The organism is Pseudomonas paraeruginosa PA7 (assembly GCF_000017205.1).
Lineage (GTDB): Bacteria > Pseudomonadota > Gammaproteobacteria > Pseudomonadales > Pseudomonadaceae > Pseudomonas > Pseudomonas paraeruginosa.
In genome coordinates, this window is record NC_009656.1 from 4,560,060 (window position 1) to 4,585,691 (window position 25,632).

At 59.1% G+C, this 25,632-nt stretch carries 24 protein-coding genes and 1 pseudogene; 19 read left to right on the forward strand and 6 right to left on the reverse strand.

The window, feature by feature from the left end; genetic code table 11:
• Positions 1 to 154: 154 nt before the first annotated feature.
• A complete protein-coding gene (locus tag PSPA7_RS21010; RefSeq protein ID WP_041025390.1) occupies positions 155 to 1,108 on the reverse strand; it encodes a 3-hydroxyacyl-CoA dehydrogenase NAD-binding domain-containing protein in 954 nt (317 codons plus the stop codon).
• A gap of 241 nt (positions 1,109 to 1,349) precedes the next feature.
• On the opposite strand from PSPA7_RS21010, the gene PSPA7_RS21015 reads away from it, so the two are divergent.
• Complete coding sequence (locus PSPA7_RS21015) at positions 1,350 to 2,285, forward strand: LysR family transcriptional regulator (protein WP_012076826.1); 936 nt, start codon at positions 1,350 to 1,352, stop codon at positions 2,283 to 2,285.
• A gap of 110 nt (positions 2,286 to 2,395) precedes the next feature.
• Positions 2,396 to 3,196: pseudogene (locus PSPA7_RS21020) on the forward strand (IS3-like element IS222 family transposase); the annotation flags it as partial.
• An 18-nt stretch (positions 3,197 to 3,214) separates the two neighbouring features.
• Here the strand turns inward: PSPA7_RS21020 and PSPA7_RS21025 are convergent.
• The 3 genes from PSPA7_RS21025 to PSPA7_RS21035 are packed head-to-tail and all read right to left on the reverse strand — an operon-like array spanning position 3,215 to position 8,896.
• A complete protein-coding gene (locus PSPA7_RS21025; protein WP_012076828.1) occupies positions 3,215 to 5,437 on the reverse strand; it encodes a DEAD/DEAH box helicase in 2,223 nt (740 codons plus the stop codon).
• The gene (locus PSPA7_RS21030; protein WP_012076829.1) at positions 5,412 to 6,707 is read right to left on the reverse strand and encodes an ATP-binding protein; all 1,296 of its coding nucleotides are present in this window, start codon (positions 6,705 to 6,707) and stop codon (positions 5,412 to 5,414) included. Before PSPA7_RS21030 ends, PSPA7_RS21025 begins: the two co-directional genes overlap by 26 nt.
• Positions 6,704 to 8,896 (reverse strand): tellurite resistance TerB family protein, encoded by a 2,193-nt coding sequence (locus tag PSPA7_RS21035; RefSeq protein WP_265184116.1) that lies wholly within the window; start codon positions 8,894 to 8,896, stop codon positions 6,704 to 6,706. Before PSPA7_RS21035 ends, PSPA7_RS21030 begins: the two co-directional genes overlap by 4 nt.
• A 1,233-nt stretch (positions 8,897 to 10,129) precedes the next feature.
• Between PSPA7_RS21035 and mobH the strand changes: the two genes are divergently transcribed.
• The 10 genes from mobH (at position 10,130) to dnaB (ending at position 19,601) form a co-directional block, all read left to right on the forward strand.
• Positions 10,130 to 12,049, forward strand: coding sequence for a MobH family relaxase (mobH, locus tag PSPA7_RS21040; protein WP_012076832.1), 1,920 nt, complete (start codon positions 10,130 to 10,132; stop codon positions 12,047 to 12,049).
• Positions 12,046 to 13,329 (forward strand): site-specific integrase, encoded by a 1,284-nt coding sequence (locus PSPA7_RS21045; protein ID WP_012076833.1) that lies wholly within the window; start codon positions 12,046 to 12,048, stop codon positions 13,327 to 13,329. Before mobH ends, PSPA7_RS21045 begins: the two co-directional genes overlap by 4 nt.
• A gap of 506 nt (positions 13,330 to 13,835) precedes the next feature.
• Positions 13,836 to 14,696 (forward strand): ParA family protein, encoded by an 861-nt coding sequence (locus tag PSPA7_RS21055; RefSeq protein WP_012076835.1) that lies wholly within the window; start codon positions 13,836 to 13,838, stop codon positions 14,694 to 14,696.
• 1 nt (position 14,697) lies between these two features.
• On the forward strand, positions 14,698 to 15,435 hold the full coding sequence (locus tag PSPA7_RS21060) for a hypothetical protein (protein WP_012076836.1): 738 nt from the start codon (positions 14,698 to 14,700) through the stop codon (positions 15,433 to 15,435).
• On the forward strand, positions 15,432 to 15,929 hold the full coding sequence (locus PSPA7_RS21065) for a hypothetical protein (protein WP_012076837.1): 498 nt from the start codon (positions 15,432 to 15,434) through the stop codon (positions 15,927 to 15,929). The genes PSPA7_RS21060 and PSPA7_RS21065 overlap by 4 nt, the downstream gene beginning before the upstream one ends.
• A gap of 5 nt (positions 15,930 to 15,934) precedes the next feature.
• A complete protein-coding gene (locus tag PSPA7_RS31385; RefSeq protein WP_012076838.1) occupies positions 15,935 to 16,723 on the forward strand; it encodes a Lar family restriction alleviation protein in 789 nt (262 codons plus the stop codon).
• Positions 16,723 to 17,424, forward strand: coding sequence for a DUF2786 domain-containing protein (locus PSPA7_RS21075; protein ID WP_012076839.1), 702 nt, complete (start codon positions 16,723 to 16,725; stop codon positions 17,422 to 17,424). Before PSPA7_RS31385 ends, PSPA7_RS21075 begins: the two co-directional genes overlap by 1 nt.
• Positions 17,421 to 18,053: an HNH endonuclease signature motif containing protein gene (locus PSPA7_RS21080; RefSeq protein WP_012076840.1), complete on the forward strand. Its 633-nt coding sequence runs from the start codon at positions 17,421 to 17,423 to the stop codon at positions 18,051 to 18,053. The genes PSPA7_RS21075 and PSPA7_RS21080 overlap by 4 nt, the downstream gene beginning before the upstream one ends.
• Positions 18,037 to 18,261: a hypothetical protein gene (locus PSPA7_RS21085; RefSeq protein WP_012076841.1), complete on the forward strand. Its 225-nt coding sequence runs from the start codon at positions 18,037 to 18,039 to the stop codon at positions 18,259 to 18,261. The genes PSPA7_RS21080 and PSPA7_RS21085 overlap by 17 nt, the downstream gene beginning before the upstream one ends.
• On the forward strand, positions 18,258 to 19,601 hold the full coding sequence (gene dnaB, locus PSPA7_RS21090; RefSeq protein ID WP_012076842.1) for a replicative DNA helicase: 1,344 nt from the start codon (positions 18,258 to 18,260) through the stop codon (positions 19,599 to 19,601). Before PSPA7_RS21085 ends, dnaB begins: the two co-directional genes overlap by 4 nt.
• 438 nt (positions 19,602 to 20,039) lie before the next feature.
• On the opposite strand, the gene PSPA7_RS32510 is transcribed toward dnaB, so the two are convergent.
• Positions 20,040 to 20,486, reverse strand: a complete 447-nt coding sequence (locus PSPA7_RS32510; RefSeq protein ID WP_021263367.1) for a hypothetical protein — start codon at positions 20,484 to 20,486, stop codon at positions 20,040 to 20,042.
• A gap of 936 nt (positions 20,487 to 21,422) precedes the next feature.
• Positions 21,423 to 21,860, reverse strand: coding sequence for a hypothetical protein (locus tag PSPA7_RS21100; protein WP_010792221.1), 438 nt, complete (start codon positions 21,858 to 21,860; stop codon positions 21,423 to 21,425).
• Between the two features lie 177 nt (positions 21,861 to 22,037).
• Here PSPA7_RS21100 and PSPA7_RS21105 point away from each other — a divergent pair, with 177 nt between their 5' ends.
• The 7 genes from PSPA7_RS21105 to PSPA7_RS21135 are packed head-to-tail and all read left to right on the forward strand — an operon-like array spanning position 22,038 to position 25,616.
• The gene (locus tag PSPA7_RS21105) at positions 22,038 to 22,223 is read left to right on the forward strand and encodes a hypothetical protein (protein ID WP_010792222.1); all 186 of its coding nucleotides are present in this window, start codon (positions 22,038 to 22,040) and stop codon (positions 22,221 to 22,223) included.
• Positions 22,213 to 22,740 (forward strand): hypothetical protein, encoded by a 528-nt coding sequence (locus PSPA7_RS21110; RefSeq protein ID WP_003120967.1) that lies wholly within the window; start codon positions 22,213 to 22,215, stop codon positions 22,738 to 22,740. The genes PSPA7_RS21105 and PSPA7_RS21110 overlap by 11 nt, the downstream gene beginning before the upstream one ends.
• Positions 22,737 to 22,994 carry a hypothetical protein gene (locus tag PSPA7_RS21115; protein ID WP_012076844.1) on the forward strand — a complete coding sequence of 86 codons (258 nt, stop codon included), beginning with the start codon at positions 22,737 to 22,739 and terminating at the stop codon, positions 22,992 to 22,994. The genes PSPA7_RS21110 and PSPA7_RS21115 overlap by 4 nt, the downstream gene beginning before the upstream one ends.
• Positions 22,987 to 23,481: a hypothetical protein gene (locus PSPA7_RS32175; protein WP_004347979.1), complete on the forward strand. Its 495-nt coding sequence runs from the start codon at positions 22,987 to 22,989 to the stop codon at positions 23,479 to 23,481. Before PSPA7_RS21115 ends, PSPA7_RS32175 begins: the two co-directional genes overlap by 8 nt.
• On the forward strand, positions 23,474 to 23,707 hold the full coding sequence (locus tag PSPA7_RS21125) for a hypothetical protein (protein WP_003103841.1): 234 nt from the start codon (positions 23,474 to 23,476) through the stop codon (positions 23,705 to 23,707). Before PSPA7_RS32175 ends, PSPA7_RS21125 begins: the two co-directional genes overlap by 8 nt.
• The gene (gene yejK / locus PSPA7_RS21130; RefSeq protein WP_012076845.1) at positions 23,707 to 24,729 is read left to right on the forward strand and encodes a nucleoid-associated protein YejK; all 1,023 of its coding nucleotides are present in this window, start codon (positions 23,707 to 23,709) and stop codon (positions 24,727 to 24,729) included. The genes PSPA7_RS21125 and yejK overlap by 1 nt, the downstream gene beginning before the upstream one ends.
• Positions 24,726 to 25,616, forward strand: a complete 891-nt coding sequence (locus tag PSPA7_RS21135; RefSeq protein ID WP_012076846.1) for a DNA adenine methylase — start codon at positions 24,726 to 24,728, stop codon at positions 25,614 to 25,616. The genes yejK and PSPA7_RS21135 overlap by 4 nt, the downstream gene beginning before the upstream one ends.
• The last annotated feature ends 16 nt before the right edge of the window (positions 25,617 to 25,632 follow it).

The window sequence follows — 25,632 nt, forward strand, 5'->3', positions numbered from 1 at the left end:
TATTAGTAGTAACCTCGGGAGGCTTCATCAAGTCAAGAAGGATGTTAGGTTTCAACGATTAATTCGACAGTACCATTTAGACCCCTAACCTAAGCTAGGCCATCGACCATATGTACTGTTCTGAATTCATCGAATACTGCATATTGACCTGCTGCTACCGGGATTTTTCAACGGTCTCGGCTGCCAAGCGCGCTTTGAGAAGGATCATCAATAAACGATCACGCTCGCAGGCCAATTCCTCAATGTTTCGTCCATCTACTTCCGCATACAGGCCGTCGACTATTTTTTTCTGCATCTCGGGGTTTAGCTGCACCTCCCCCAGGGGTGTCCACCATGTGACCAGTGGTCCGGCGAACTGCTGATAAAAGTGCTCAATGCCCCCCGATCCGCCACCAAGATGGTTGAGCAGCACGGGCCCCATCACCCCCCAGCGCAGACCCGGCCCCCACGAACACGCGGTATCAGCATCGGCCACTGTCACGACGCCCTCATTGACAAGCGACATCACCTCACGAATCAGCACACCTTGTAGCCGATTGGCTACATGCCCCGGCACCTCTTTATTCAACCGGATCGTTCGCTTGCCAAGAGCGGTGTAAAAAGCGTCCGCTCGTTTGATTGAATCCGGTGAAGTCCTCTCTCCAGCCACTAACTCAACCAGAGGAATGAGATGCGGAGGATTGAAAGGGTGGCCGACTAAGCATCGCTCTGGATGAAGGGCGCAGCCCTTCTGGATTTCCGTCATCATCAGCCCCGACGAGCTGGTAGCAATTAACACCTCAGGCGCCAGAAGCTCATCCAGTTGATGATACAAGCTCTGCTTAAAGGCCAGTCGTTCAGGGCCATTCTCTTGTACGAAATCAACATCGGCAATTTCAGCGAGGTCTTTAGTAAAAGTTAGATTTGTTGGCGAAGCTGCCGGAACCGCCAGCCCTAACTCTTCCAAGGCCGGCCAAGCATTCGCTATGTATTCACGCAGAATAGTCTCAGCCTCCGGTGCTGGGTCGGTTGCCGTTACCTTGAGCCCCCTGGCTAAAAATAAAGCGCTCCAGCTCGCACCTATGACCCCAGTACCGACCACTGCAACTTTCGTGATTGAATTGCTCATTACTAATTCCTCACTCTGTGGAAGCGTCACAACATTGACACAAGTATCATCGGATGCTCTTGATGCTTGTCTTTGCCTATAGGCCCTCGTTCCCGAGCCATCCAAATCAAGCCTTCATGCCTATGAGCCTGCGGCTCTTACCCGATCTATCGATTCGACTGGCGCTAAGTTAGGAAATAGATGAAGAGCAGTTCAAATACTTTGTTAAGTCCTACCTATAGCTTGCAGGTATGATCATGGGATGGATATCCGCCATCTACGTTATTTTCTCGCGATTGCCGATGCCGGCAGCTTCACCGCCGGAGCTCAGCGGTTACGGGTTGCCCAACCTTCGTTGACGCGCCAGATCCAAGCGCTTGAAGCACATGTCGGTTGCACGCTTTTTGTGCGCACGTGGCAAGGTGTACACCTGACTGAAGCGGGGGAGGTTCTTCGAAAGGAGGCCCTGCTGGCTGTCACCCAGTTCGATGCAGCCCTGAAACGCACGCAAGACAGCGGAAAACAGGTATGCCGCCTAGTGCTGGGCATGATTCCTGGCACGGAAGATGAATTGATGGGATTAGTCTCGGCGGCGCTGGCTTCTGAAACACGCTGTATTGGGGTTGACGTTCAAAGCAAGCTACCTCTCGAGCTGATCAGAGCTCTAGAGCTGCGCAGCATCAATGCCGCATTCATTCGGCGCGGCGATGTGCCTCCTGGATGGGCAAGTCAGGTCGTTCGAAAGGAAACCCTTATGGCCATTCTTCCGCGCGGGCATCGCTTATTGCACAAAAGGAAAATTTCTCCGTCAGACCTCTGCAAGGAGCGCCTAGTAGCGATTAGCGCCTCGGCGGCACCTGCTCTCCGATCCACCATCGACGAATTTCTCCACCAAAACGGCAATGCGGTCGTTGAACCGCTCGAGGCCGATGGAATGTTGAGTATCTTTTCCATGGTGGCGGCAACGGGGCTTTGCAGCCTAGTGCCCTATCATTTCTGCAACATGTTACCCAAGAGCATAACCATTCGTAGGCTTACATCAGTGGATCACTCAGCACTAGACCTCGTTCTGGTGCATTCCGGCAAGGAAACGTCGCCGCTTTTGGAGCGCCTACTGGTGTACATCCAAGACATGAGGCCCCCTGCTGTTGTAAACAACAGCCCTGGATCGCGGGTCAAAAATACACCGCTTACGTAATGATGATTTCCTGCTGCCCCATCGGAAGCGATCCTGTCTGCTATCCGTACCTCCTCGAACCGGTACAGACCCATGCCTCTTCATCACTCTCCCCCTGGCTGGCGGCCGCAGTGGCGCGGTCTTGCTACTACGTCCACCGTCTTCGACGGCGGCGTGTCGATGCTCGCCGCGTGGCGCTACGCAGCCAAGTCAACCAGTTGTTCAGCCAGAGTCGGGGCTCGGCCGGCAGCCGCAGCATTCTGGGCATGCTGCGCGAAGAGGGCGTGACCATCGGCCGTTTCCGAGTGCGTCGGTTGATGCGTGAGCTGGGCCTGGTTAGCAAGCAACCGGGCTCGCACGCCTACAAACAGGTCACGGTTGAGCGGCCGGATATCCCGAATCGGCTGAACCGCGAATTCGCGACCGAGCATCCCAATCAGGTGTGGTGTGGCGACATCACCTACGTCTGGGCGCAAGGCCGTTGGCACTACCTGGCCGCGGTGCTGGATCTGCATACCCGGCGGGTGATCGGCTGGGCGTTCTCGGCCAAGCCGGATGCCGAACTGGTGATCAAGGCCCTGGACATGGCCTACGAACAGCGCGGCAAGCCACAGCAGGTGCTGTTCCATTCAGACCAGGGCAGCCAGTACGCCAGCCGCCTGTTTCGGCAACGGCTCTGGCGCTATCGGATGCAGCAGAGCATGAGCCGTCGGGGGAATTGCTGGGATAACTCGCCGATGGAGCGCCTGTTCCGCAGCCTGAAGTCGGAGTGGGTCCCGTCAACGGGTTACCTGACGGCGCAGGAGGCCCAACGGGACATCAGTCATTACCTGATGCACCGCTACAACTGGATCAGGCCGCATCAATTCAACGACGGGCTACCGCCTGCGGTGGCCGAAGAAAAACTCAACCCACTGTCCGGGATGGGTTGACCACTACAAACAGATTCGCTACTGCCTCTCTCGACCCAGTCGTACAGCGACCTTTCGAGCGCTTTCAACATCGAGATAGGTTGAGGCGTATGAAGCGGCGAGCAGGTTTGGAGGAAGCACCCAGTCCCATTTCTCGCACATCATGTTTTGCACGTCAGATAGCAGCTCTGGGAGAGGCGGAACAGGTGACTCTGCTATGAGTCGCAGGGCTTCTTGGACACGTTCCACACTGCCATTAACCTCAAGCACCAGCCCTGCTCTATCACATCTCAAACCGTGCCATTCGAGCAGTATTACCAGGGCGTCATTCGTCCAATCGCCATGCCAAGTAAACACCGCGGTTACGGCACCAACATCAACCAGACCACGGCTCGCAAGTCCGAGCTCGCTAAAGCAACGACGCGCCTCGCCCAAAAGGTTCTGCCCCACCGCATCCACAAACGGACAGGGAGCTTCTTCGCTTAGGAGTTGCCTCATCTCTTGGCGAACATGGTCGTGAACACGGGCGCCGATACCGTCAAATACGGGAGGTGCGCCTCCTGGTGATGGCCGCACAACGACCACTTTGGCGTTTGCGTCGACATCAGTGACTTGCCACCTGCGTCCCGCAAAAATGATGCGTTGCTCGACAATCAGCGGACGGGAGACAGGCAAAGACCCAAGCGCCTTACCGTCACAGACAAGCCGAAACTCTTCATCGCTGATAAAGGCACTGTAGAAGTCATAGTGATTGATGAACCGCTCCCCTGACTCTCCAGGCAGAAGCAGGCCAGAGGACTCTTGGACGACGAGATCGTGCTCACCCATGGCCCGTAGCAGCATCAGAAAGTCGGGCTGAGCGACTGTCGAGAATGGCCCTGTAGCAACGAGGCTGCGCCAGAGCTCACCTGCTGTTGCCCCTCCCCGTTGAGCAATGATCGACAGGATCTGCTGAACGAGAGTCGAGTAATGGCAGCCCTGCACTTTGGGAGGCTCAAACCAGTTAGCTATCAGTAGACGTATCATCGCGACGCTCTGCACTAGCCCCTGGCGCAGCCGATCAGACAGAGACGAGTCATCGCTCAATGAGCGCTCTTTGCAGTAGCTACGAAGGATGGCTGACTCGCCCTGCCGACGCCCTGAGCGGCCTAGTCGCTGACGCAGGCTTGCCACGCTCGGTGGCGATCCAATTTGCCCGACAGTGCGAATGCTCCCGATATCGATACCCAGTTCAAGGGTCGTGGTGCACACCGCCGTTGCCGGGCGATTGCCAGCCTTCAGGGCCTTCTCGGCCTCCTCTCGGACATCCTTGGAGAGGTTGCCATGGTGGGGCCAAAACTCGTTCGGAACCCCGTCTCTTTCGCACAACCGACGCAACTGGTCGGCGTACCACTCAACCTTTCCGCGGCTGTTGGGGAAGACGAGGTTGTTGCTCCCTCGCAGTACTTGGTACAGGTGCGCAGCGATCGCCTGCTCTACGCCCGAGTCATCGTCCCGCTGTGCCTCTTCACTATTTGCTGTCTCTTGCTGCGAGAGCGCCTCAACGTACCCTCTGACCTGAACCTTAAGTACCTGCTCAGAAGTCTTTGATTCGATGATCTCAACGCCCTGCTCTTTTCCAGGGCGCAGGAAAGAAGATGCCAACGCCATGTCGCCCAACGTTGCCGAGAGCCCCACTCGGGGCACGGTTCGCTCTACGACCAGCTCGACCCTATGGAGCAGCGACTGAAGCTGCTTACCACGCTCGCTCCCAATAAATGCATGCAGTTCATCAACGACTAGATAGCGCAGGTTAGCGAAAACGCCTGCGAGCCCTGTCCCTCGATTCACAAACATCGCTTCGAGCGATTCGGGCGTGATCAAGAGGACGCCGCTTGGAGACTTTAAGAAGCGCCGCTTACGACTCGCAGAGATGTCGCCGTGCCAGGCAATAACAGGGATATCCAGCTCTTGGCAGAGGGTCTCAAGCCGGCCCCATTGATCGTTGATCAGCGCCTTCAAAGGACTGACGTAGATAACAGAGCCTGCAGGGTCATCATGCTTCAGCAGGTTCGTGAGAATCGGAAGGAACGCTGCTTCGGTTTTACCTGCAGCAGTCGAAGCCGCAATGATCACATCGCGATCGGCGTTCAGAAGCGCAGGAATAGCTCGCTCCTGCGCATCTCGCAGTGACGTCCACCCCTCTCGCCAGACCCAGCGTTGAATCGCTGGGTCTAGCAGGCCGAAGCCGGCAGAGTCAGAGTTTGAAGGTGGCAAGCTCATCGTCGGGATCTACCTGCGTGTCAGCTGCACCACCATCGTCAGTAGCTACCTCGATCACACCGAGGAAACTTCTCCAATTCGCACCTGGGTTCTGTTCCAGTACCGCAAGAAGGTTGATGAAGGCTGTGATCGTCGTCCGCGGCGTACGGAAGTAAGCGTCACCGAGCCGCTGATTGCAGTGAGCCATGAACGCGGGCAGAGCTTCGTCAGGCAGCAAGTAGCGGGACTGCTCCCCCCCGGCGTAAACATGCCGCAGCTTCTGCAGGAGGACGTAGAAATCCTCTGGCGACAGGCTGGCCAGCCTGATGACTGGCCCGGACAGGTCGATCAGGCCGGATTTCGCGAAAGAGTTCTCGGCTAGGCGCGACTGCAGCGCAGGGTAACTGTAGAGCCCGCGCCGGGTATCCATGAGGAACTCTGGCGTACCGCCAAGCACGAACCCAAGACCTTCTGCAGCGCCCTGGAGAGAGTCATTCAGGATCCGCAAGATCTGCTCGTAGTTGGCGTTTCGTGCCTGCGTATTTGAGAGCTTGTACAGGTTTACCAGCTCATCCAGGCAAACCATCAAACCGCTGAAACCTGCGAGCCTCACAAAGCGCGAAAGGAGCTTGAGCTGGTCGTAAACGGATGCGTCATCAATGATCGTGCGAACGCCGAGGGCGGCCCGGGCATCCGTCTTCGTGGTGAACTCACCGCGCAGCCAACGAATGGCATCGGCTTTCAGTTGCTCGTTCCCTTCCTCAAAGCCTTTGCAGTAAATCGCGATCACATCAGCAAAGTCGTATCCATTCACCATTTCGGTGAGCTCATCGAGATGCGAGCGAATGACCTCTTCGCTGCTCTTTCCTGAGCTCTTTGCCTCTGCCTTAGCCTGAGCGATGAATTTCTCCACGATGCCCTGCAGTGCACCACCGTCGGGCTTGGTGCGCGTGGACATATTCTTGGCAAGCTCGGCGTAGAGCGATCGCGCCTGGCCTCCAGTGGCGTGCAAACGCCGATCGGGATTGAGATCCGCGTGCATCGTCACGAGCTTCCGTTCCATCGCAATGGCGCGAACCAGATTCAGGAAGAACGTCTTACCCGCACCGTACTCTCCTATTACGACTCTGAAGGCAGATCCTCCATCCGATAATCGCTCGACGTCGCGGATCAGCGATTCAAGCTCACCGACACGCCCTACCTGGATGAGATGCTGGCCAACGCGGGGAACCACGCCAGCACGAAGAGACTGAATGACTGCGTCACGATCTTTAGCTCTGATGGTGCTCATACAGTTAGCTTTTCCCTGATCTCTGAATTGATTTCGACAGGCTCCTCACCTTCCGTGAGCGGCATGTCAAACAAGTCGAATGCTGCGTCGTTGACGTGCTCTAGAGCACCATCAAGCATCAGCTCCATGTCTGCGGCCACAGCTTCAAGTTCGTCTCGACTCCACTCGCTGCGCGATACAAGCAAGCGAAGGAACGCAGAGTGCTCGGCGTCGAGACTCCAAAGACTTGTATCGCCCGAAGCCTCCTCCTCCACCGTAGGTTCCTCGGGCTCGACAACTTGCTCATCGACGAACACCTGAGCGAGGAGCTTGGAGACTTGCTCGGTCTCCTTCTGCAGTGCAGCAATTCGATCCTGGTCTAGAACGAAACCACCGCCAGCTGTCGGCGCCGGCGCAGCTGCTTGAGGCGACAGTGCAGCAGACGGAGTACTACCAGGCTGGCTGCTTGCTGCGATATGCAAGTCGCTATAGAGCAACTGGGCATCTAGCTGCAGTGATTTATAGACACGCTCGAGCAGCTTCACCTCCGCCGGACTCACTTCCCCATCGGCCTGAGCAAGGTGCGCTAGAAAAGCAACAATCGCTCGTTTCGCCGACGTGTCTAATGGATCCAGGCGTTTCTTGAGGCTCTGCAGAGTCGGCGGCTGATTCAATTGGAGGCGCAGGTGCGCTTTCAGACGCTTGCGATGGGCGCTGCTCAAGTGACTCCAGGAGTCGATGTGACGCGAGAGCAGCATGATCTCTTGAGGCGATGTCTCGCCATCAGCGGCGGCAACAGCACAGGCAAGATCGAGGGTTACCGATGCGGCACCATACGCAGGAGACGATCGCAGATCACCGTCCTCAGGCTGCGTAGCAAACAGTGCGATCGAGTTCTCTGACTTGGGAATTCGGCTCCCCGCGAGAACGTCGGGTTGCAGGCCTATCTGCAATGATTCAAGGGCGCGCGCAAACGCTAAGACTTTGTCCCTTGAAAGCGCGCCTGCGCTCTTCAGGCGTCCCGCTAGCTCGCCAAAACTCATGACGAGCATGCCCTCGCCGATCCGCTCCTTTAGCGACTCAAGCTCAGCACGGGTGGTCTCCGGCCACAGCGCAATCGGAAGCTGAAGCACGCCCTCCAGCGCATCAGGAGAGTCGGGGTTACGCCCCAGGTACCGACTGTACGAATCCAGTTCCGCCGTGCACTCATCAGTGATCTTCTGCAGCTTATTTCGAGGCCCACTCACCGCAGTCACGTCTGGAAGATTTTCGGTACCGGGAACCTTCAAGGGCCTCAACGAGCCGGACGCTGGCTGGTACTCGACCTTCACTCGAGTCTTGTTCTGAGGCAGAACGATCCCAGCACCGTGGGCCTCCTCGTACCTCATCTTGAACAGCTTGGCGAACTCCGCCTGGCAACGAGTAGCAGGTGTGCGCAGACCAATGTTGACGTCGGAGAGCACCCACGCGAGAGCCCACTCTGCCGGCACTGGCTGCTTGTCCAACGCTAGCTGGCCAAGACCCACTCTTAGCTCCATAGCCATATCGTAGGACGACCGATCTACTTCCGGAGGCTTCTCTAGGTAACGCTTCTCTTGGAAGCCTCTCGTAGTCACAAATTCCAAGAACCTTCTGGCATAGCCTTGGAAGGAATAGTTGTCGTGATAAATGGATTGCAGCCGCACAACCTCAGCAATGATTGCTGGCACTTCCCCTGCAGCTACCGGATCGCTTTTCGCGTCAATAAGGACCCGCCGCTCCAGTCCATAGAAGAAGATGAAGACGTAACCGATGTTCGCATGTGGCGCCTTCCTGCCACTGGACAGCCACTGCAAGTATGCACGCCTCGCCTCCGGAGAGAGACTGTCGTATCTCGGCCAGTAATAGGTCAGACGCTCGGCGATATCAACGATTCGACGCGCTACGGGAAGGCTTGGGTCGATCATCGAGGGCTCCGTCTCGCCATACGACAGACCCGTGGTTGTTCCTAGGTAGAACATCCCTCCAGGAATCTTCTCGCCCGCAACTTCGACCGTTTCGCCTGCCGGCACCCAATGGGGCTCTATGTCCTCAAACTCTGCTGGTCGATCAGGAATCGGGTACGACGGTGGTTTGCTAGACCCAATCGATATCGTGAAGAAGTGCGAGAGGTCTTTCTCGGGCGGCGGTGGCGGATCAAACCGTGCGGGCGTTGAAGCAGCCCGAACGATAGGTAGAGGCGTCACAGCAATCGGAGTTTCACGCTTGCTAGTTTCGCTCCGAGTGATTTCGGCCGCATGAACAGGAGAAGTTTGAGTTACTGGTGTATTGGTTTTGATTGGGCTGGTGGCGAGCTGAGACAGGGCTTTCACTGCCGGTGCCGGCGAACTAACCCGTGCGGGGGCAGAAGCAGCTTGAACCACGCTAGGAGGCGCCTCAGAAGTGGGTGCGACCGTCTTGGTTTCGTTCTTAGTGCTCTCGGCTGCGGCTGGCAAAGCCTTGAGGACTGGCTCCGGTTCATCGAGCGAGAGATTAAAAAACGCCGAAAGATCGATTTCAGTGCGAGGAGATACTTGCGCCTGAACGACTGCCGGGGCTGGCTTCGTCGCACGAGGGGCTGCGGCAACCGGAGTAGGAGGCTTAGTTGGCTTGGCAGGCTTCGCAAGCTTTACAGGCTTAGTGGACGCGACCTGATCAACCTTGACAGGAGGGGCGCGATTAGCAAGAGGCTTTGAGTCAGCGACAAGCTTGGCAATCAGCCAAATGATTCCCCCCAATACCAGCGCGATGCCGATGAGAAACCATACAGTCTTGGGAATCGATGCAAGGATCACGACGAAGATGGCGGCTAAAACCAAACCGCCAGATGCGTTCGACTTCCTTCCTCTGCGCTTCCTTGCCATGAGCCCAACCCTTCCTATATCCGATACTGGCAGATCGTCAGTATCGGCAATTTGGGCTCAACCGCCAACCATCAGGAGACACCCGGCAGTTGGCACGCTCAGAGGCCTTACGGTGTACAGACTATCTGTCTCTGCTGCGGGCTAGCTGCTGGAATGCAAGACGGTGAAGTACCGGCCGCTCTAGCAGGTCGCGAGACCGGCGAGGATGGAGTTGTCACCGGGGGAGCGGTAGCTGGCCGGAGTCATCTGGTCAAAAGCGATCTAGCGGGCCAGTTTTAAGCGAATGGATCATGAAGAGCAGCGGTTTACGCAAAATAAAATGACTAGATCCAATCAGGCCAAGAGCTGCAATGGATTCCTGGGTGGATGGCACCGATGCATGTCCGCTTTGGGTCAAAATCACTATGCAGTGTGCTGTCAATACCGAAACCGGTGGGAAGCACTGCCTGAAGATGGCACATTGCCAACAAAATACCCTTCCCCGCTACCGTTGTTTTATCGTTGTTGCCAGCCCCTGATCTGGCGGAAAAGCCCGCTCCATGAATCGTCATGGAGCCTCCCATGTTTCAACTCCTTTCCTGGATATCCAGGAAGCCGTCCCCCAGCCCACCAACCAAAGCTGCCCCAGAGGGATTCCTCCCTCCTCTGAGCAGTACGGAGCTGCTCGGCACGCCTCGGCGCCGGCAGCTACTGGAGAACATCTGGCAGCGTGCCTCGCTATCCAAGCAGCAATTCGAGGAGATCTACCGGCGGCCATTGGCCAACTATGCCGAGCTGGTCCAGCAGCTCCCAGCTTCAGAAAACCATCACCATGCCCATCCAGGCGGGATGATCGATCACGGCCAGGAGATCGTGGCCTACGCACTCAAGGTACGACAGACCTACCTGCTCCCGATCGGCGCAGCGCCGGAGTCACAGTCAGCCCAGGCTGAAGCCTGGTCAGCCGCCGCGGCTTATGGTGCCCTGGCTCACGACCTAGGCAAGATCGTCGTAGACCTGCAGGTGGAGCTGCAGGACGGCAGCACCTGGCACCCTTGGAACGGACCGATCAACCAGCCATACCGCTTCAAGTACGTGAAGTCCCGCGAATACCAGCTCCACGGCGCTGCCTCAGCACTCCTCATCCACCAACTGCTACCGCGCACGGCACTCGATTGGCTCAGTCGCTTTCCAGAGCTGTGGGCTCAATTGATCTACCTGTTCGCTGGGCAGTACGAGCACGCCGGGATCCTCGGCGAGATCATCGTGAAGGCAGACCAGGCCTCAGTTGCACAGGAGCTGGGAGGCAATCCGGATCGAGCGCAGGCTGCACCGAAGCAGTCGCTGCAGCGGCAGTTGGCAGACGGCCTTCGCTTCCTGGTGAAGGACAAGTTCAAGCTGAATCAACCTGGCGGTCCGTCCGATGGATGGCTGACCCAGGACGCACTCTGGCTGGTGAGCAAGCCTGCAGCCGATCAACTGAGAGCCTACTTGCTGGCCCAGGGTATCGAAGGGGTGCCCTCCTCCAACTCGCCGTTCTTCAACATGCTCCAGGATCAGGCCGTCATCCAGACCAACGCCGAGGACAAAGCCATCTGGACGGCCACGGTAGACAACGGTGCTGGATGGAGAAACAAGTTCACGCTGCTCAAGATTGCTCCAGCCTTGATCTGGACAGATGCTGCCGAGCGCCCCTCACCCTACAGCGGATCACTGGTCGTTGAAGATGGAACCGCCTCAACGGAAAAGCCGGAAACGACCTGTGAAATTCCCAACGAGCCGGCTGAACAGCAGCAAGCACCAGAAACGAAGATGACGCTCCATCAACCTGAGCCGAGCGTTGCGAAACCGGCAAACGAGACGCGGGCGATTGCGAAACCCTCAACTGATGATCAAGAAGAAACAGACGATTTGTATGCACTTCTTGGTAATATCAATTCGCCACCAGAAGAGCTAGACACTAGCCACGACTCGCCGGCTGCTTCTCCTACGAACACACGCGGGGAGGAGAACCTACAGCAGCCACTAGGGACCAAGGAGCCAACAGATTGCGCTCCTGAAGCAATTGAAGATGTATTTATGCCTAGCAGAAGCACTGATCTGGGACAGGGATTCATTGGCTGGATGAAATCTGGTATCGCGACCCGTCGCCTGTTCATCAACGACACCAAGGCTTTGGTGCATACCGTCGACGGGACCGCCATGCTGGTCACGCCAGGAATCTTCAAGCGTTATGTCCAGGAGCATCCAGAGCTCGAAAAGCTGGCCCAGGCCAAGGAGACGACCGGCTGGAAGCTGGTGCAGCGCGCGTTCGAGAAACAAGGGCTTCACCGGAAGACCAGTAAAAACCTGAACATCTGGACCATCAAGGTTTCTGGTCCTCGCAAGACGAAGGAGCTCAAGGCTTACCTGCTCCAGGATCCCAAACTGCTGTTCCCTGTGCAGCCTCTGGACAACCCAAGCCTCACGGTCATCACCGATGCCGAAGGAGGTGTGGAATGACGCCGCAGCAGCTCACCGAGGAGTACATCTTCGCGCACGATCTCCGAGAAGCCAGCGCGAAGATCTACCGCGCCGCGACCAAGGCGCTGCTCAAGCACTTCGGCCCTACGGCAACCGTACAGGAGGTGGACCACAGGTCTGTGCTGGGATGGCGGCGCAAGGTCCTGGAACAAGGCCTGTCGAAGCGGAGCTGGAACACGTATTCGAATCATCTGCGAACGATCTGGGGCTATGCCATCGAGCACGAGCTGGTGACTCACTCCCAAGTCAACCCGTTCAGAAAGACCACCGTCATCCCCCCCAGGCGAGCAAGCAAAACCGTCGCAGCCGAAGCCATCCTGCGCGCCCGCAATTGGCTCAACATGCAGGTCGGCGCCGAGCGCTGCACTGGCGATCGCGCACGCATCACTCCCGCCTGGTTCTGGCTTTGCACGTTCGAGGTCTTCTACTACACCGGCATCCGGTTGAATGCGCTGCTGTGCATCCGCAAGCGCGACATCGACTGGGATAATCAACTGATCCTCATCCGCGGCGAGACAGAGAAGACTCACAAAGAGTTCGTTGTGCCAATAACGGAGGGGCTTGTGCCTCACCTATCGAGGCTCCTGCAAGAGGCCGATAGAGCCGGATTCGCCGATGACGACCAGTTGTTCAACGTCAACCGGTTCTCACCGCACTACAAGAGCAAGGTGATGAACTCCGACCAGGTCGAAGCCATGTACCGGAAGTTGACCGAGAAGGTTGGGGTGCGGATGACCCCGCACCGTTTCCGGCACACCCTGGCCACCGACTTGATGAAGGCACCCGAGCGGAACATCCACCTCACGAAGTGCCTGCTCAACCACTCGAACATCCAGACCACGATGAGCTACATCGAGGCCGACTACGATCACATGCGTGCCGTGCTGCATGCTAGAAGCCTGGCCCAAGGCGCGCTGGAGAATGTCAGGAAGGTGGATTTCAGCGGCTCCCCGCAAGCCTCTGCCAAACCGAAGCCATGCGGGCAACCTCTCGCTCGAGTGAGTGAAGCACCGCCACCGGAGGTCAGGACAGAGCCTGCAGAACCAAGGGAGCACACGCCAGGGACAGGCATTCAGGGAGGCCCAACCGCGTGGGAAGCAGAAGCGCTACCACAGCCACCTGACACCTTCGAGCAAAGCGTGCTGTTCACTCTGATGGCTCAACACTTATCGAACCGTGCCGCCTCGGCATCCGCGGCTCCCGCTGCAACAAGCGGATCTGGTGGATGGGGATCTACTGCCCGAAGCAGTCTCGCCTAGCGATACCGGTACTGAGGGGCCGGCTACCGGACGAAAGGTAGCCGCACCTCCCAGCAGTTCGCTAGGCCTGTAGGAAAAATCTGGAATTACCGAGAGCGCCTGGATTCCAGCGCCGGCATGCTGGCAGAGCCCCACAGTTTCAAGGCCAACACCGCAGTACCCTCTGTAATCGCTGATTACGTCGAGGGCGCATTGCTACGCCTGCAGAATGGTTTCAGGGCCTTAGAAACAGAAAAGCCCACCTAGAAAGGCGGGCTATTCCATATTGACATCACGTCAATGCGAGCCTAATGTTCGGCCCAGACGGCTGCAAGGCTAGAACGGTGCAACACCCCCTTCCTAGACCTACGCAACTCGCCCCGTAGAAAATGGTGGGTCGTGTAGGATTCGAACCTACGACCAATTGGTTAAAAGATAATTGGTTGCAGGCCTAGAACCCTCATCAGGAAGAAGCCAGAACTACTACCGCCGCAGCCTCTAATGACCCCACATTAGAGGCTGAGAACATGATAGCGACTTCGGTCATTTCCACGAAGGGTGGTGCAGGCAAGACTACCACCACCGCCAACCTCGGTGCGATCTGCGCCGATGCCGGCCTAAAAACCCTCCTCATCGATCTGGACCCCGTCCAGCCCTCCCTATCCTCGTACTACGAGCTTCCGGAAGTTGCCCAGGGCGGCATCTACGACCTGCTCGCCGCCAACATAACGGACCCGGCGAGGATCATCTCCAGGACGATTATCCCCAACCTGGACGTCGTGATTTCCAACGACCAGAACAATCAGCTCAACAACCTACTGCTCCAGGCACCCGATGGCCGGCTACGCCTGGCGAACCTGATGCCCGCTCTGAAAGAAGGCTACGACCTGGTGCTGATCGACACCCAGGGTGCGCGCTCAGCTTTGCTCGAAATGGTTGTGCTTGCATCGGACCTGGTTGTTTCCCCCCTCCAACCCAACATGCTTACCGCCCGTGAGTTCAACCGCGGCACCATGCAAATGCTCGACGGCCTACGCCCCTATGAGCGTCTCGGCATGCGGATCCCCAATGTTCAGATCGTCATCAACTGCCTGGACCAGACCAATGACTCCCGGGCAATTCACGAGAATGTGCGTGCCATCTTCGATGAGCATCAGGACATTTCTGTGCTCGAAACGACTGTCCCGGATGCCGTCGTGTTTCGCAACGCAGCATCGCGCGGGCTACCAGCGCACCGCCTCGAAACGCGGCAACCCTCCAATCGCACATCAGCGCCCGCGCTGGAAATCATCCGCAACCTGGCCATCGAGGTCTTTCCCGAGTGGACTGACCGCTTCCTGGCGCTGACGCCGGAGGCGGTTGCAGCACTGGTCAAGGGAGGGCGCTGACATGGCGAAGACTCCTATCACCCAAGCCCGCGACGTCGACGCGGAACTTGTGCTGCAACTGAACAAGTTCGGCAGCGCCGCCGACCTTCGGAGCCAACAGGCCAAGTTGACCGGCGCTGCGCGAGAAATACGCAAGCTGACTGGTGGCGGTACCGACCTGTTCGGGAAGCTGGGTGGCTACTTGAGCTTCGAACAAAAGCAGCTCCTACAAGACGCTGCGCGTTTGCTCGACTCGGTGAACAAGCAGATCGAGCATGCGAAGGAAAAGCGTGATCGCGACGAGAAACAAGCCAAGAAACGGCGTGAGCTGCGTGGGCGCCTGGCCAAGCAACTGGTCGCCTCGAACTACCCGCTTCCGGCAAACACGCTCGAAGAGCGGCTGGAAATACTGCAGATCGCGCTGATCTACAACCGGGCCAAGGTGTTCGATCCCCTGTACTCCACCCGAGAACTCCACTCAAGACTGAAAGGTTGGCTGGAGCGCCCCAAGAGGGACATCGGTTGGCGCAGTGAGGCCGAGTATTTCGCCAGTTGGGTAGGATGTCTGCGCAGTGAATTCATTCAAAGCCTGACCGACGAAATCGCCTACGACGATGGCAGTGAAGTCGAGGAGCGTCTGCGCGTCATCAAGCAGAAGGTCGCTGACTGCACCGCTCAAATCGCTCTGACCAGCGAGGAGCAGGAAACCCTTCGGCTCTGGAAAGACGCTCTGCAATCGGCTCCGGAGGGCTCCATATGAACCTCCAGAACCGCAACAACCTCCTCCTGAGCTTGATCGCCGAGACCCAGTTCGACGCCTACGTGCAAGGCTACATGGCCAAAGCAGGCGCTGCCGCCGGTGCTTCCGAGAATCTGCAAATCGAGGCTGAAGGTGCTGCGATGTTGCAGGGTCTGGTCGCTCCCGTTCGCGATCAGCAGCGTGCCTGTGGACAGTCCCTGCAGAACGCCCTGCTCCAAATCGCCCACGACCTACTGTTGCAGACGAAGTCGCAACTGGCCATCGCGGCCAATGCCAGCTCGATCCACGTGGTCCAGCGGGACATGAACAGGGCCATCTGGAATATCGCGACTGCCATCGATCACCTGGCCGAGTTCTCCCAACCCTCGCAGGACACTGTGAGGGTCATCGAGCGGCTGATGCTCTTCGTCGGCAGCTCACCAAGCACTGAAGGCCAGCAACTGGCCGCCGAGGCAAGTGCGGTGCTCGGCATGAGCGTGGGGGGCCTGGCATGAAACCTATGATTCAAGCCCACCTGGTCGAGCGCGATCAGTTCGGCTTCTGGACCCATCCGAACTATCCGGACCTGGCCGACAACTGCTCTTCCAACGAAGCGCAGGAAACGCTGCGCCGGCTTGGCCTTGAGTTGCAGACCGTCTTCATGGAGTCGGATGCGCCTCGCCTCTACGACTCTGCACGATCGGACCAACGATACAGCGAGTGGATCCCAACGCGGCCCGAAGGCTCCGGTTGGTTCGTGCTGTCTATCCACGATACCGAGAACGGCCCGGTGTGCCAGTACGTGAGGCCCCTCGCAGAGAGCCTCAGCCCAATCGATCTTGATGCGGCAGCAGAACAGCATGAGCGCCTGCTCAGCGAGGCTTGTGCCAAGGCCTTGAATCAGCGCGACGCCGCCCTGGCAAGGGTCGCCTCGCTTGAGTCCAAGCTGGCGGAACTGGAGAAGCAGGAGAAGCAGGAGAAGCAGGAGCCGGTAGCCTATCGAATTGAGGCCAGGGATGAACGCGGCATCGTTCGCCGCGATTATCTGTCGCGCACGCCATTGCTCAAGCCCTGCCCGCTCTGCGGCAGCACGAACATTCGTATGCTGGAACCCGAGCAGTTTGACTCTGGTGCCTGGAACTGTGCCGTTGAGTGTCTGGATTGCGAGGTCCACGTGGGGCCGTCCTACTGCGAGCCAGACCCGGTAACAGCGAGGTATTCAGCACAGGTCGACTGGAACAGGCGCCCAAGTGCAAAAAGCCACTCCGCCACCGAGCAGGGCTCAACCTGCTGCAAGGGGGGCGCGTAATGGACAAGCAAAAAGTCCTCGCCAAGGTCGAGAAGCTGATGGCCCTGGCGAATGCCAAGGGGGCCACGCCGAACGAGGCGGAAACCGCATTGCGCCAAGCCGCGATCCTGAAGCGCCAGTTCGACCTCAGCGATGCGGAGATCTCGGCCCACACGGTGGAAACCGCGTGCGTACCCACACGTACCAGGCGCTCTCCAGCACCGTGGCTGCATGACCTGGCCGGGATCTGCGCCAGTTCCTTCGGCTGCGACTACCTGGCTGCTTACGCGATGCCAGCGGGCTGGACGTTCAAGTTCATGGGCCGAGGGATCGGCCCTGAGCTAGCCGCTCACGCCTACTCTACGCTCCACCACCAACTGGTGGCGGCGCGCTCGGCTCATGTCGCTCAACAGAAGCGCTGCAAGCTGTCGACCAAGCGCCGTCGCAGCAAGCTCTTCGTCGAAGGCTGGCTTCTCGCAGTGCGTTCGCTGGTACGTGACTTTGCCGGCAGGCCGGACGAGTCGACTCAAGCAGCCATCAAGGCCTACCTCGAACTACACCATCCGGAGCTGAAACTCCTGGAGCCGGCAGCGCCGACGAAGCCCCTGGCCTATGACCAGGCTTCGCTGCACGCAGGCTGGGAGCACGGCAAAAACACTCGCCTGCACCGCGGCGTCAGCCGGCGAGTTCAGGGCGCGCTCGAGCAGGGAGGTTCCCGATGACTCGCTCTGCTCTCTCGACCATCGCCTACGAGGCCCTGGTGCGTGCCCGCCGCAAATTCAGCAACCGAGAGGAGCGCTGCATCCGCGAAACCTGGACCGCCGAACAGGAACTGGTGCTGCTGCGCCTGTATCCGGATATGCCGAACGAGGTCCTGGCAGCCAGGTTGAACAAAACGCTCCAGCAGATCTGCTCCAAAGCGTATCGGCTCGGGCTGAAAAAAAGCCCCGAGTTCTCCAAGAAGATCCGGCAGGACTGGGGCAGCGCAACTCGGTTCAAGAAGGGGCAAAAGCCCCACACATGGCTCCCAGTCGGCAGCACGCGGATCAGCGCTGATGGCTACCTGCAACGAAAGATCTCGGATACCGGCTATCCCCCCCGGGACTGGAAGGGCATCCACATCCTGCTCTGGGAAGAACACTTCGGCCCCATCCCAACCGGCCATTGCGTCTGCTTCAAGGACAACAACAAGCAGAACGTCGTCATCGACAACCTGGAGCTCATCACCCGGGCCGAACGCATGCGCCGCAACTCCATCCATCGCTATCCACCTGAGCTGAAGAGCGCAATCCGCGTCATCAGCAAGCTCAAGCGCACCATTCAGGAGGTCGAGCATGAAGAACAAGATTGAGGATCTGCGAAATCACCTCTTTGCCACCATCGAAGGGCTGCTTGACGAAGACAAGCCCCTGGATATCGAACGCGCGAAAGCGGTGGCTCATGTGGGTTCGGTGATCATCGAGTCCGCCAAGGTGGAAGTGAAAGCGCTGGAGATCATCGGCTCCCCGGACGGCAGCGGAAGCACGTTTCTGCAGATCGGCCGGGAGGACTCGAAGTGAGTGTTCTGGAACTTACGCCGCCGCACTCCGTCGAGGCGGAGCAAGGGGTACTCGGCGGCCTGATGCTGGACAACGCGGCATGGGACATTGTCGGCGATCAGTTGCAGAAGGAGGACTTCTTCCGGCATGAGCATCGGCTGATCTTCACCGCCATCAGCGAGTTGGCCGCAAAAGATGCTCCGTTTGATGTCGTGACTGTGTCGGAAGCGATCGAAGACCTTCCAGAAGCCGGCGGGCTGGCCTACCTCGGCCAGCTCGCCGACAACACGCCCTCCGTGGCCAATATCGAGGCTTACGCGCAGATCGTTCGCGATCGGGCGCACCTGCGGCAGTTGATGTCTCTCGGGCACCACTGCACCAGGACCGCCTCGAACCACCAGGCAAATCCCTCTGAGGTTCAGGAGGAGATTGAGCAGAAGCTGTTCGCCCTCGGCCAGGACCACCACAACGCCGATTTCGTCGATATCAACAAGAGCCTCACGAAGATCGTCGACACCATCGATTACCGCTTCAACAACAACGTGACGGTAACGGGGGTCCCGACAGGCCTGAAGGATCTCGACGAACTCACCGGCGGACTACAGAAATCGGATCTCATCATCGTCGGTGCCCGCCCCTCGATGGGCAAGACGTCGTTTGCCCTCAACCTGATCGACGCGGCGCTGCAGAGCGACCAACAGAAGTCTGTCCAGGTTTACAGCATGGAAATGCCGGCAGAGCAGTTGCTGTTCAGGCTTACCGCCCTGTTCGGCCACCTGGACCTGGGCAAGCTGATGAAGGGCCAACTGCAGGAGGAGGATTGGCCCAGGCTGTCTCTCGCGATCCAGCGCATAAACGACTATGGCAGCCGGCTGGTTATCAACGACCAGAGCAACCTGACGCCGACAGAGCTGCGCGCCAAGGTTCGCCGCGCAGCCAGGAAGTACGGTCACCCCGTACTGATCCTGGTCGACTACCTGCAGCTGATGCGCTGCCCAGGCCTGGAAAACCGAGCCACCGAGATCTCGGAAATCTCCCGCTCGCTGAAAGCACTGGCCAAGGAAATGGATTGCCCCGTCGTGGCCCTGTCCCAGCTCAATCGCGGCTTGGAAAACCGGCCGAACAAGCGGCCGAACAGCGCGGACCTGCGCGAGAGCGGCGCAATCGAGCAGGACGCGGACGTGATCATGTTCGTGTACCGCGACGAGGTCTACCACCCCAACACCGAGGCCAAGGGCATCGCCGAAATCATCATCGGCAAGTACCGCAACGGCCCTATCGGCACCGTTCACACCGCCTTCATCGCCAACCAGACCCGCTTCGCCGACCTTGCACCAACTTGGCAGGGAGCTCTTGCGTGAGCCCCTTCATTGAACTTCCGATCTCTCGCCGGCGGGAGCCGGCAAGGAGTCTAGTCATGCGTGACCAGCAGCCCGCTAACAATCCCCCCTCGATAGCGAGCGCCGAATGGATACAAGCCTTGCAGAACTTCTGCCACCGCGGACGGGTGTATGACGGGTCCGCCGCCAATGCCTGGCTATTGGATGCCTGCCTACTTGTTCCCAGTGCTGCCCTCATCCACGGTGTCATCGAGTACGTTCTTAACAGCCGTGAAGACATTCCATACGGAGGGCTACGCCCAAGCTGGGTAGCTCAGCGGCTCGAGCAGGAGGGATTGATTAGTCACCGGTGCGGGGCAGTCTTGCACTGGCAGGAGCACGGCTATCGCTTTTCCACGGTGGTCAGGATCGACCCCGAACAGATTTGGCCCGATAAGCGCTCGAGACCCGAAGCATTCGTTACCGGACCACTAGATAGCCAGGAGCTTGGGGTAATTGAAATCCTGGCGCATCCGAACGCCAGACGTCGTAGTCCGTCCCCGGTGCGCCTGGCAGCACTGGTTCGATCTTCGCTAGCCATACCTGCTGAGCCTCTTCATCCCATTGCAAATCCGCCAGCTCTTCATGCAGTGCTAGCCACCTATCCCGAATTGGCATCTCCCGAATGGTTTCCAGTGGCCAGGAGTAGCAACGCATGAGCGCATACTCAATGGCATCCATGCCCCATAGCCTCCAGCCTTTGTCACGTGCCAGTGAGTTACCAAGGGTACACAGCACAAAGACTTGGCTTATCCATTGCGCTCTGGCCATCGTCATAGGCAATCCGTCCCCCTTTTGTGAGTCAGGAACGCATGCCTGGATCTGGATAAGCATCTCGTCGTATCCAAAGCGGTATTCGTTCTTCATGCCGGACCTCCTGTGGTCTGGGTGGGTTTGTTTGGCGACGCCAACCTTACCACCGGATGCGTCCGGCTCCCTTTCGCGCCTGTGGCCACAGGCTGCACGACGCCCTGCCGTCCCTGCCCTCCCCTCCGATCTCTCGCCGGCGGGAGCCGGCAAGGAGTCTAGTCATGCGTGACCAGCAACCTGCTACCAATCCTCCCCAGCCTTGCGCCCAGAGTCCAAGTCCAGACTGGCTCCAAGACCTGTCCCATGCACTGATCGAGTCACTCATGGCCGAGCCCAGTGGTTTTCATGGCGAAGCACAGGCAGAGGCCTTCCTGCGAGCTCATTTGGCACGGCTCCCCCACTACGAACGACTGGGGCTGTCGAAGGCTAATCTCGTTCCCCTGATGCAAGATATCTTCAGGCAACTGCAGCACACCTTTTCTTTCCTGGGTATCGATGCGACCTGGCTCAGGCAGCGCCAGCTCGAGCGACAAGTCGCTCAGACGAATGCTTACTCTGTCTTGAAGGCACTGCAAAGCGCCGTCGCACAGTTGCGGACCCACGAAGGGCCGAGCCCCGTACTCTGGTTAACGGGGCTCGACCGGACGACCCGGCCGTTCGTTCGGGCTTCGGCATTAGAGGGAGCCCTACGCCAAGCACTTACCGACAAAGGCTGGACGACCTCGCAGATCGAGGACGCCTGGCCAAGCGCAGGCCTGCAACCTTACCTACAGGCCCTTGGCCTGTGCCGGCAGACGCTCGCCTTCGCGCTTGACGACCCCAGCCAAGCCCTGGACCTGCCAACCCAGCGTGCAGCCATCCTGGCCGCTCATGACGAACTCATCATTGAGCTGAGGGGGCGGCCTCTCTGGGAGAGCTGGAACAGTCCGCCAGCAGACTACGAATGGGGTGAGAGAGCGACCGTTCCAATGACCTCTAGCTCGTCCACGGATACTACTGGGCAAACGCTTCCCGCCACACCTCGAGGTCGTCCTTCCTACTATCTATGGGAACTGGTCCCCACACCTGTCTCTCATCGCGCCACACCCGACGCGCCTCTTCCGGGACATGAAGCGGCTCCAGCTCATCGCAAATGGCTAGCCATTTATGAGCAGGAGACAGCGCCTGCACCTGCGGCGGCGTCCAGGAGTAGCGTCTTATGAGCGCGAAATCGATCGCGACGACCTCACCCAGGGGCCAACTGTACTTCTCTGCAAGTGCAGTGCCCAAGACGTTGAGCAAATACTGCTGCTGGAGCACCACTACATCTTCAGTGGCCAGCGGCTGGTCCTTTTCCAAACCATTGTCCTTCCTATATCGCTCGATTAGGCGGGTGAGTATGCGCTCGTACGCCTTTACACCCTGCGACATCCCCTCTTTGCCTGCGTTCATGCCGGACCTCCTGTGGTCTGTCTGGTTTTGGTTCGCACCGCCGACCTTACCACCGGATGCGTCCGGCTCCCTTTTAGCAGCGACCGTCACGCCTTCAGCGCTACCGGTCCTGCAACCTCATTTTTCATCTCATCTTCAACTGCCAGTTGCTGGCCCACGCCGGCAAGGAGCCCATGCATGAACACTTCCCAGCACCTGGTCACCCACCAGTGCATGAATTGTGGCCGGCACCACCCACACCACTTGGTGCGCCAGGTTCTCCCCGCCGAGAACACCCCAGAAGGAGAAGCCGAGGTGTTGGTCTGCCCCTGCTGCGGGAGCTACGACGTCCATCAGTTGGAGGCTGTCTTTGATGAACACTGAAGCCCGCTTTCCGAGTATCCACGCCTCGGCCGCGTTCACCGACTCGGCAGTGGTTCATGCCAATCACGTTGGGGTCAACCCCATCGAGCTGGACGCCCTCAGCCAAGTGATCTCGCGCCTTTCGCGGGACGAGAGCACGGTCGCACCCAGTTCGATGGAGCGAGAGCTTCGTGAGCTGGAGGAACTGGGGTACATCGAAATCTCGACCACCCAGGCCGGGACCCTGGTGGTCACTACGCGCGCTCCGGGGCAATTGCTTTCGGCTTACTTCTGGTCGGTATGGATCCCGCGACACCTGTTCAGTTGCTCGCTGAAAGTGAGCCTGGTGCCGTACCTCTGCTGCGGCACTCAGGACTCCCAGCACCTCACCGCCGTGTTCCGCATTGCAGGCAGCAAGGACGCCGCGCGCGAGTTCCTGCATCAGTTGGCCAACAACTATCCCGGGCATGAGCCGGAGTTGCCCGAACTGGTGGCCGTTCAGGTCGGTGATGCACTCAGCAAGGAGGCCGAATCATGAAGGCGTCCCAGACCTATCAGTGCATCGTCAAGTTCGATGGCGCCGGCTTCTGGACCAATACCATTCAGAAGCAGCGTGCGACCTGCACCTGGAGCGACAAGGTTGCAGCCTCCCGCCTTGCCGAACGGCTGTTTGGCGAGGACAACGCCTACATCACCCGTATGCCGGCACAGGCAGGCGACCACGAAAAGCGCGTCGAGAGCCGCTGGGAGCTGTCCTGTGGCAATCCCAAGGAGGTAGCGTGCGATGGCTGACGTCACTGCCTACCGACCGCTCGAGCACTTCCAGAAAGGCGAGCTGATGCTCGAGCTCAAGTTGCGTGAAGGTCCTTCGTGGATCTGTCTGAACTGCGGCTATCACCTGGATGGCAGCGGCGCACAGCCCTGCCCTGACTGCGGAAAGTCGCGCTACTGGACCAGCGGTTGGAGTGTAGGTCGTGGCCATCGCTTCTCGGCAGCAAGGGAGGAGTGGGAAAACCGCCTCAGGACACGGTCGCGGTCACCTGTCGCGTCAACGGCACCAGTAGCAACTGACGACGTATGCACTCAACTGCGCACAGAGGTCCGCATGCTGCGTTCCGCGCATGACGACCTGGCCTGCAGCCGGCAGAGCGATCGTCGCAGCCTTCAGGCGCTGGTGAAACGTCTCCTGGATGCCGCCGCCACCGATAGCCTTCCCCGCTCCCTTGCAGAGATGGAGACCTGGCTGCAGCTCAACAGCGAGGAGACCACGAATGCGTAGTTTCCTTCGCGGCGCCCGGGAAAGCGTTCGCCGGCTGGTGGCCTTCGCTCAAGCAGAAGGCTGGAGCGTCGACCGCTCCGCAGGCGGCCACTTGAAGCTCAGCAAGATCGGCTGCGCCTCGATCTTCATTTCTTCCACGCCAAGCGACGCACGCGGCGAGCTCAATGCCCGCGCCCTGCTCCGTCGAGCCGACAGGCAGCGTTCCCTGAACCAGGAGTCTTTCTGATGCCTATCAAACACGCCATCGTCCACCTGATCGAGAAGAAGCCCGACGGCACCCCGGCCATGCTCCACGCACGCGACGCCGAGCTGGGCGACTCCCAGGCCATCGAGAACCTGCTGGCCGACCTCAACGAAAGCTACAACGCCAAGAACAAGGCCTGGGGCTTCTTCCAGGGCGAGTCCGGGGCCTACCCGTTCAGCGGCTGGCTCGGCGATTACCTGGAGGGCGACCGCGACTTCGTCGGCTTCAGCCGCGAAGCGGTCGAGCACCTGCAGAAGCTGATGGAGGAGTCCAATCTCTCCACCGGCGGCCACATCCTGTTCGCCCACTATCAGCAAGGCATGACCGATTACCTGGCGATCGCCCTGCTGCACCACAGCGAAGGTGTGGCGGTGAACGAGTCGCTGGAGGTCACCCCGTCGCGCCACCTGGACCTCGCCCAGTTGCACCTGGCCGCGCGGATCAATATTTCCGAATGGCGCAACAACAAGCAGTCGAAGCAGTACATCTCGTTCATCAAGGGCAAGGGCGGGAAGAAGGTCTCCGACTATTTCCGCGACTTCATCGGCTGCCAGGAAGGGGTGGATTCGCCGAGCGAGACGCGCACCCTGCTGAAAGCCTTCAGCGATTTCGTGGAAAGCGAGGACATGGCCGAGGAACAGGCCCGCGAGAAGACCGAGACGCTGGTCGACTACGCCACCTCGCAGGCGCGCATCGGCGAGCCGATGACCCTCGACGCGCTCTCGGAACTGATGGACGACCAGCAACCGCGGGCGTTCTACGACTACATCCGTAACAAGGACTACGGCCTGTCGCCGGAAATCCCGGCGGACAAGCGCACCCTCAACCAGTTCCGCCGCTTCACCGGCCGCGCCGAGGGCCTGTCGATCAGCTTCGAGGCGCACCTGCTGGGCTCCAGGATCGAGTACGACGAGGAGCGCGACACGCTGCGGATCAGCAGTCTCCCCACTCAGCTTCGCGACCAGCTCAAGCGCCGCAAGGCGGAGCAGGAGAGCACGTCATGAAAGGGGTTCGTCGCCCAATCCTGCGCTACCACGGAGGCAAGTGGAAACTTGCTCCCTGGATCATCCAGCACCTGGCGCCACATCACACTTACGTCGAGCCCTTCGGCGGCGCAGCCTCCGTCCTGCTCCGGAAAGCCCGCAGCTACGCCGAGATCTATAACGACCTCGACGGGGACGTGGTGAACCTGTTCCGCGTCGCGCGGGATCACGGTGAGGAACTGCGCCAGGCCCTGGCGCTTACCCCGTTTGCCCGGGAAGAGTTCGAAGCCAGCTACGTCGAAACAACCGATCCGCTCGAGCGCGCGCGGCGGATGGTTATCCGAAGCTTGCAAGGTTTCGGTACCGCAGCTGCGTCCGGCGAACGTACAGGGTTCCGCTCAACCTCGACCAGATCCGGTACCGGACCTGCACTGGACTGGCGCAACTACCCCGACACGCTGACCGCGATAACAGAACGCCTGCAGGGCGTGGTGATCGAGAACCGCGACGCCCTCGCGCTGATGGAGTATCACGACCGGCCGAATACGCTGCACTACGTGGACCCGCCCTACGTCCACTCGACCCGCAGCACGAAGGTGCGCCACAACGCCACCGGCAAGTCGTACCGGTACGAAATGGACGACAACCAGCACAAGGAGCTGGCGGCACTCCTCAAACGGCTGCGCGGCATGGTGGTGCTCTCCGGATATCCCTGCCCCCTCTACGACGAGCTCTACATCACCTGGCACAGAGTCGACCGCCACGCCTATGCAGACGGCTCCAGAGAGCGAATCGAATGCCTCTGGCTCAACAGCGCAGCGCTTGAGGGGTTGGCACAACTGGACTTCTTCCAGGCCAGTAATGCGTCTCCATCGCCCTCATTCCAGACCACGGCCGCTCATTACTGAGCGATCTGCAGGAGAA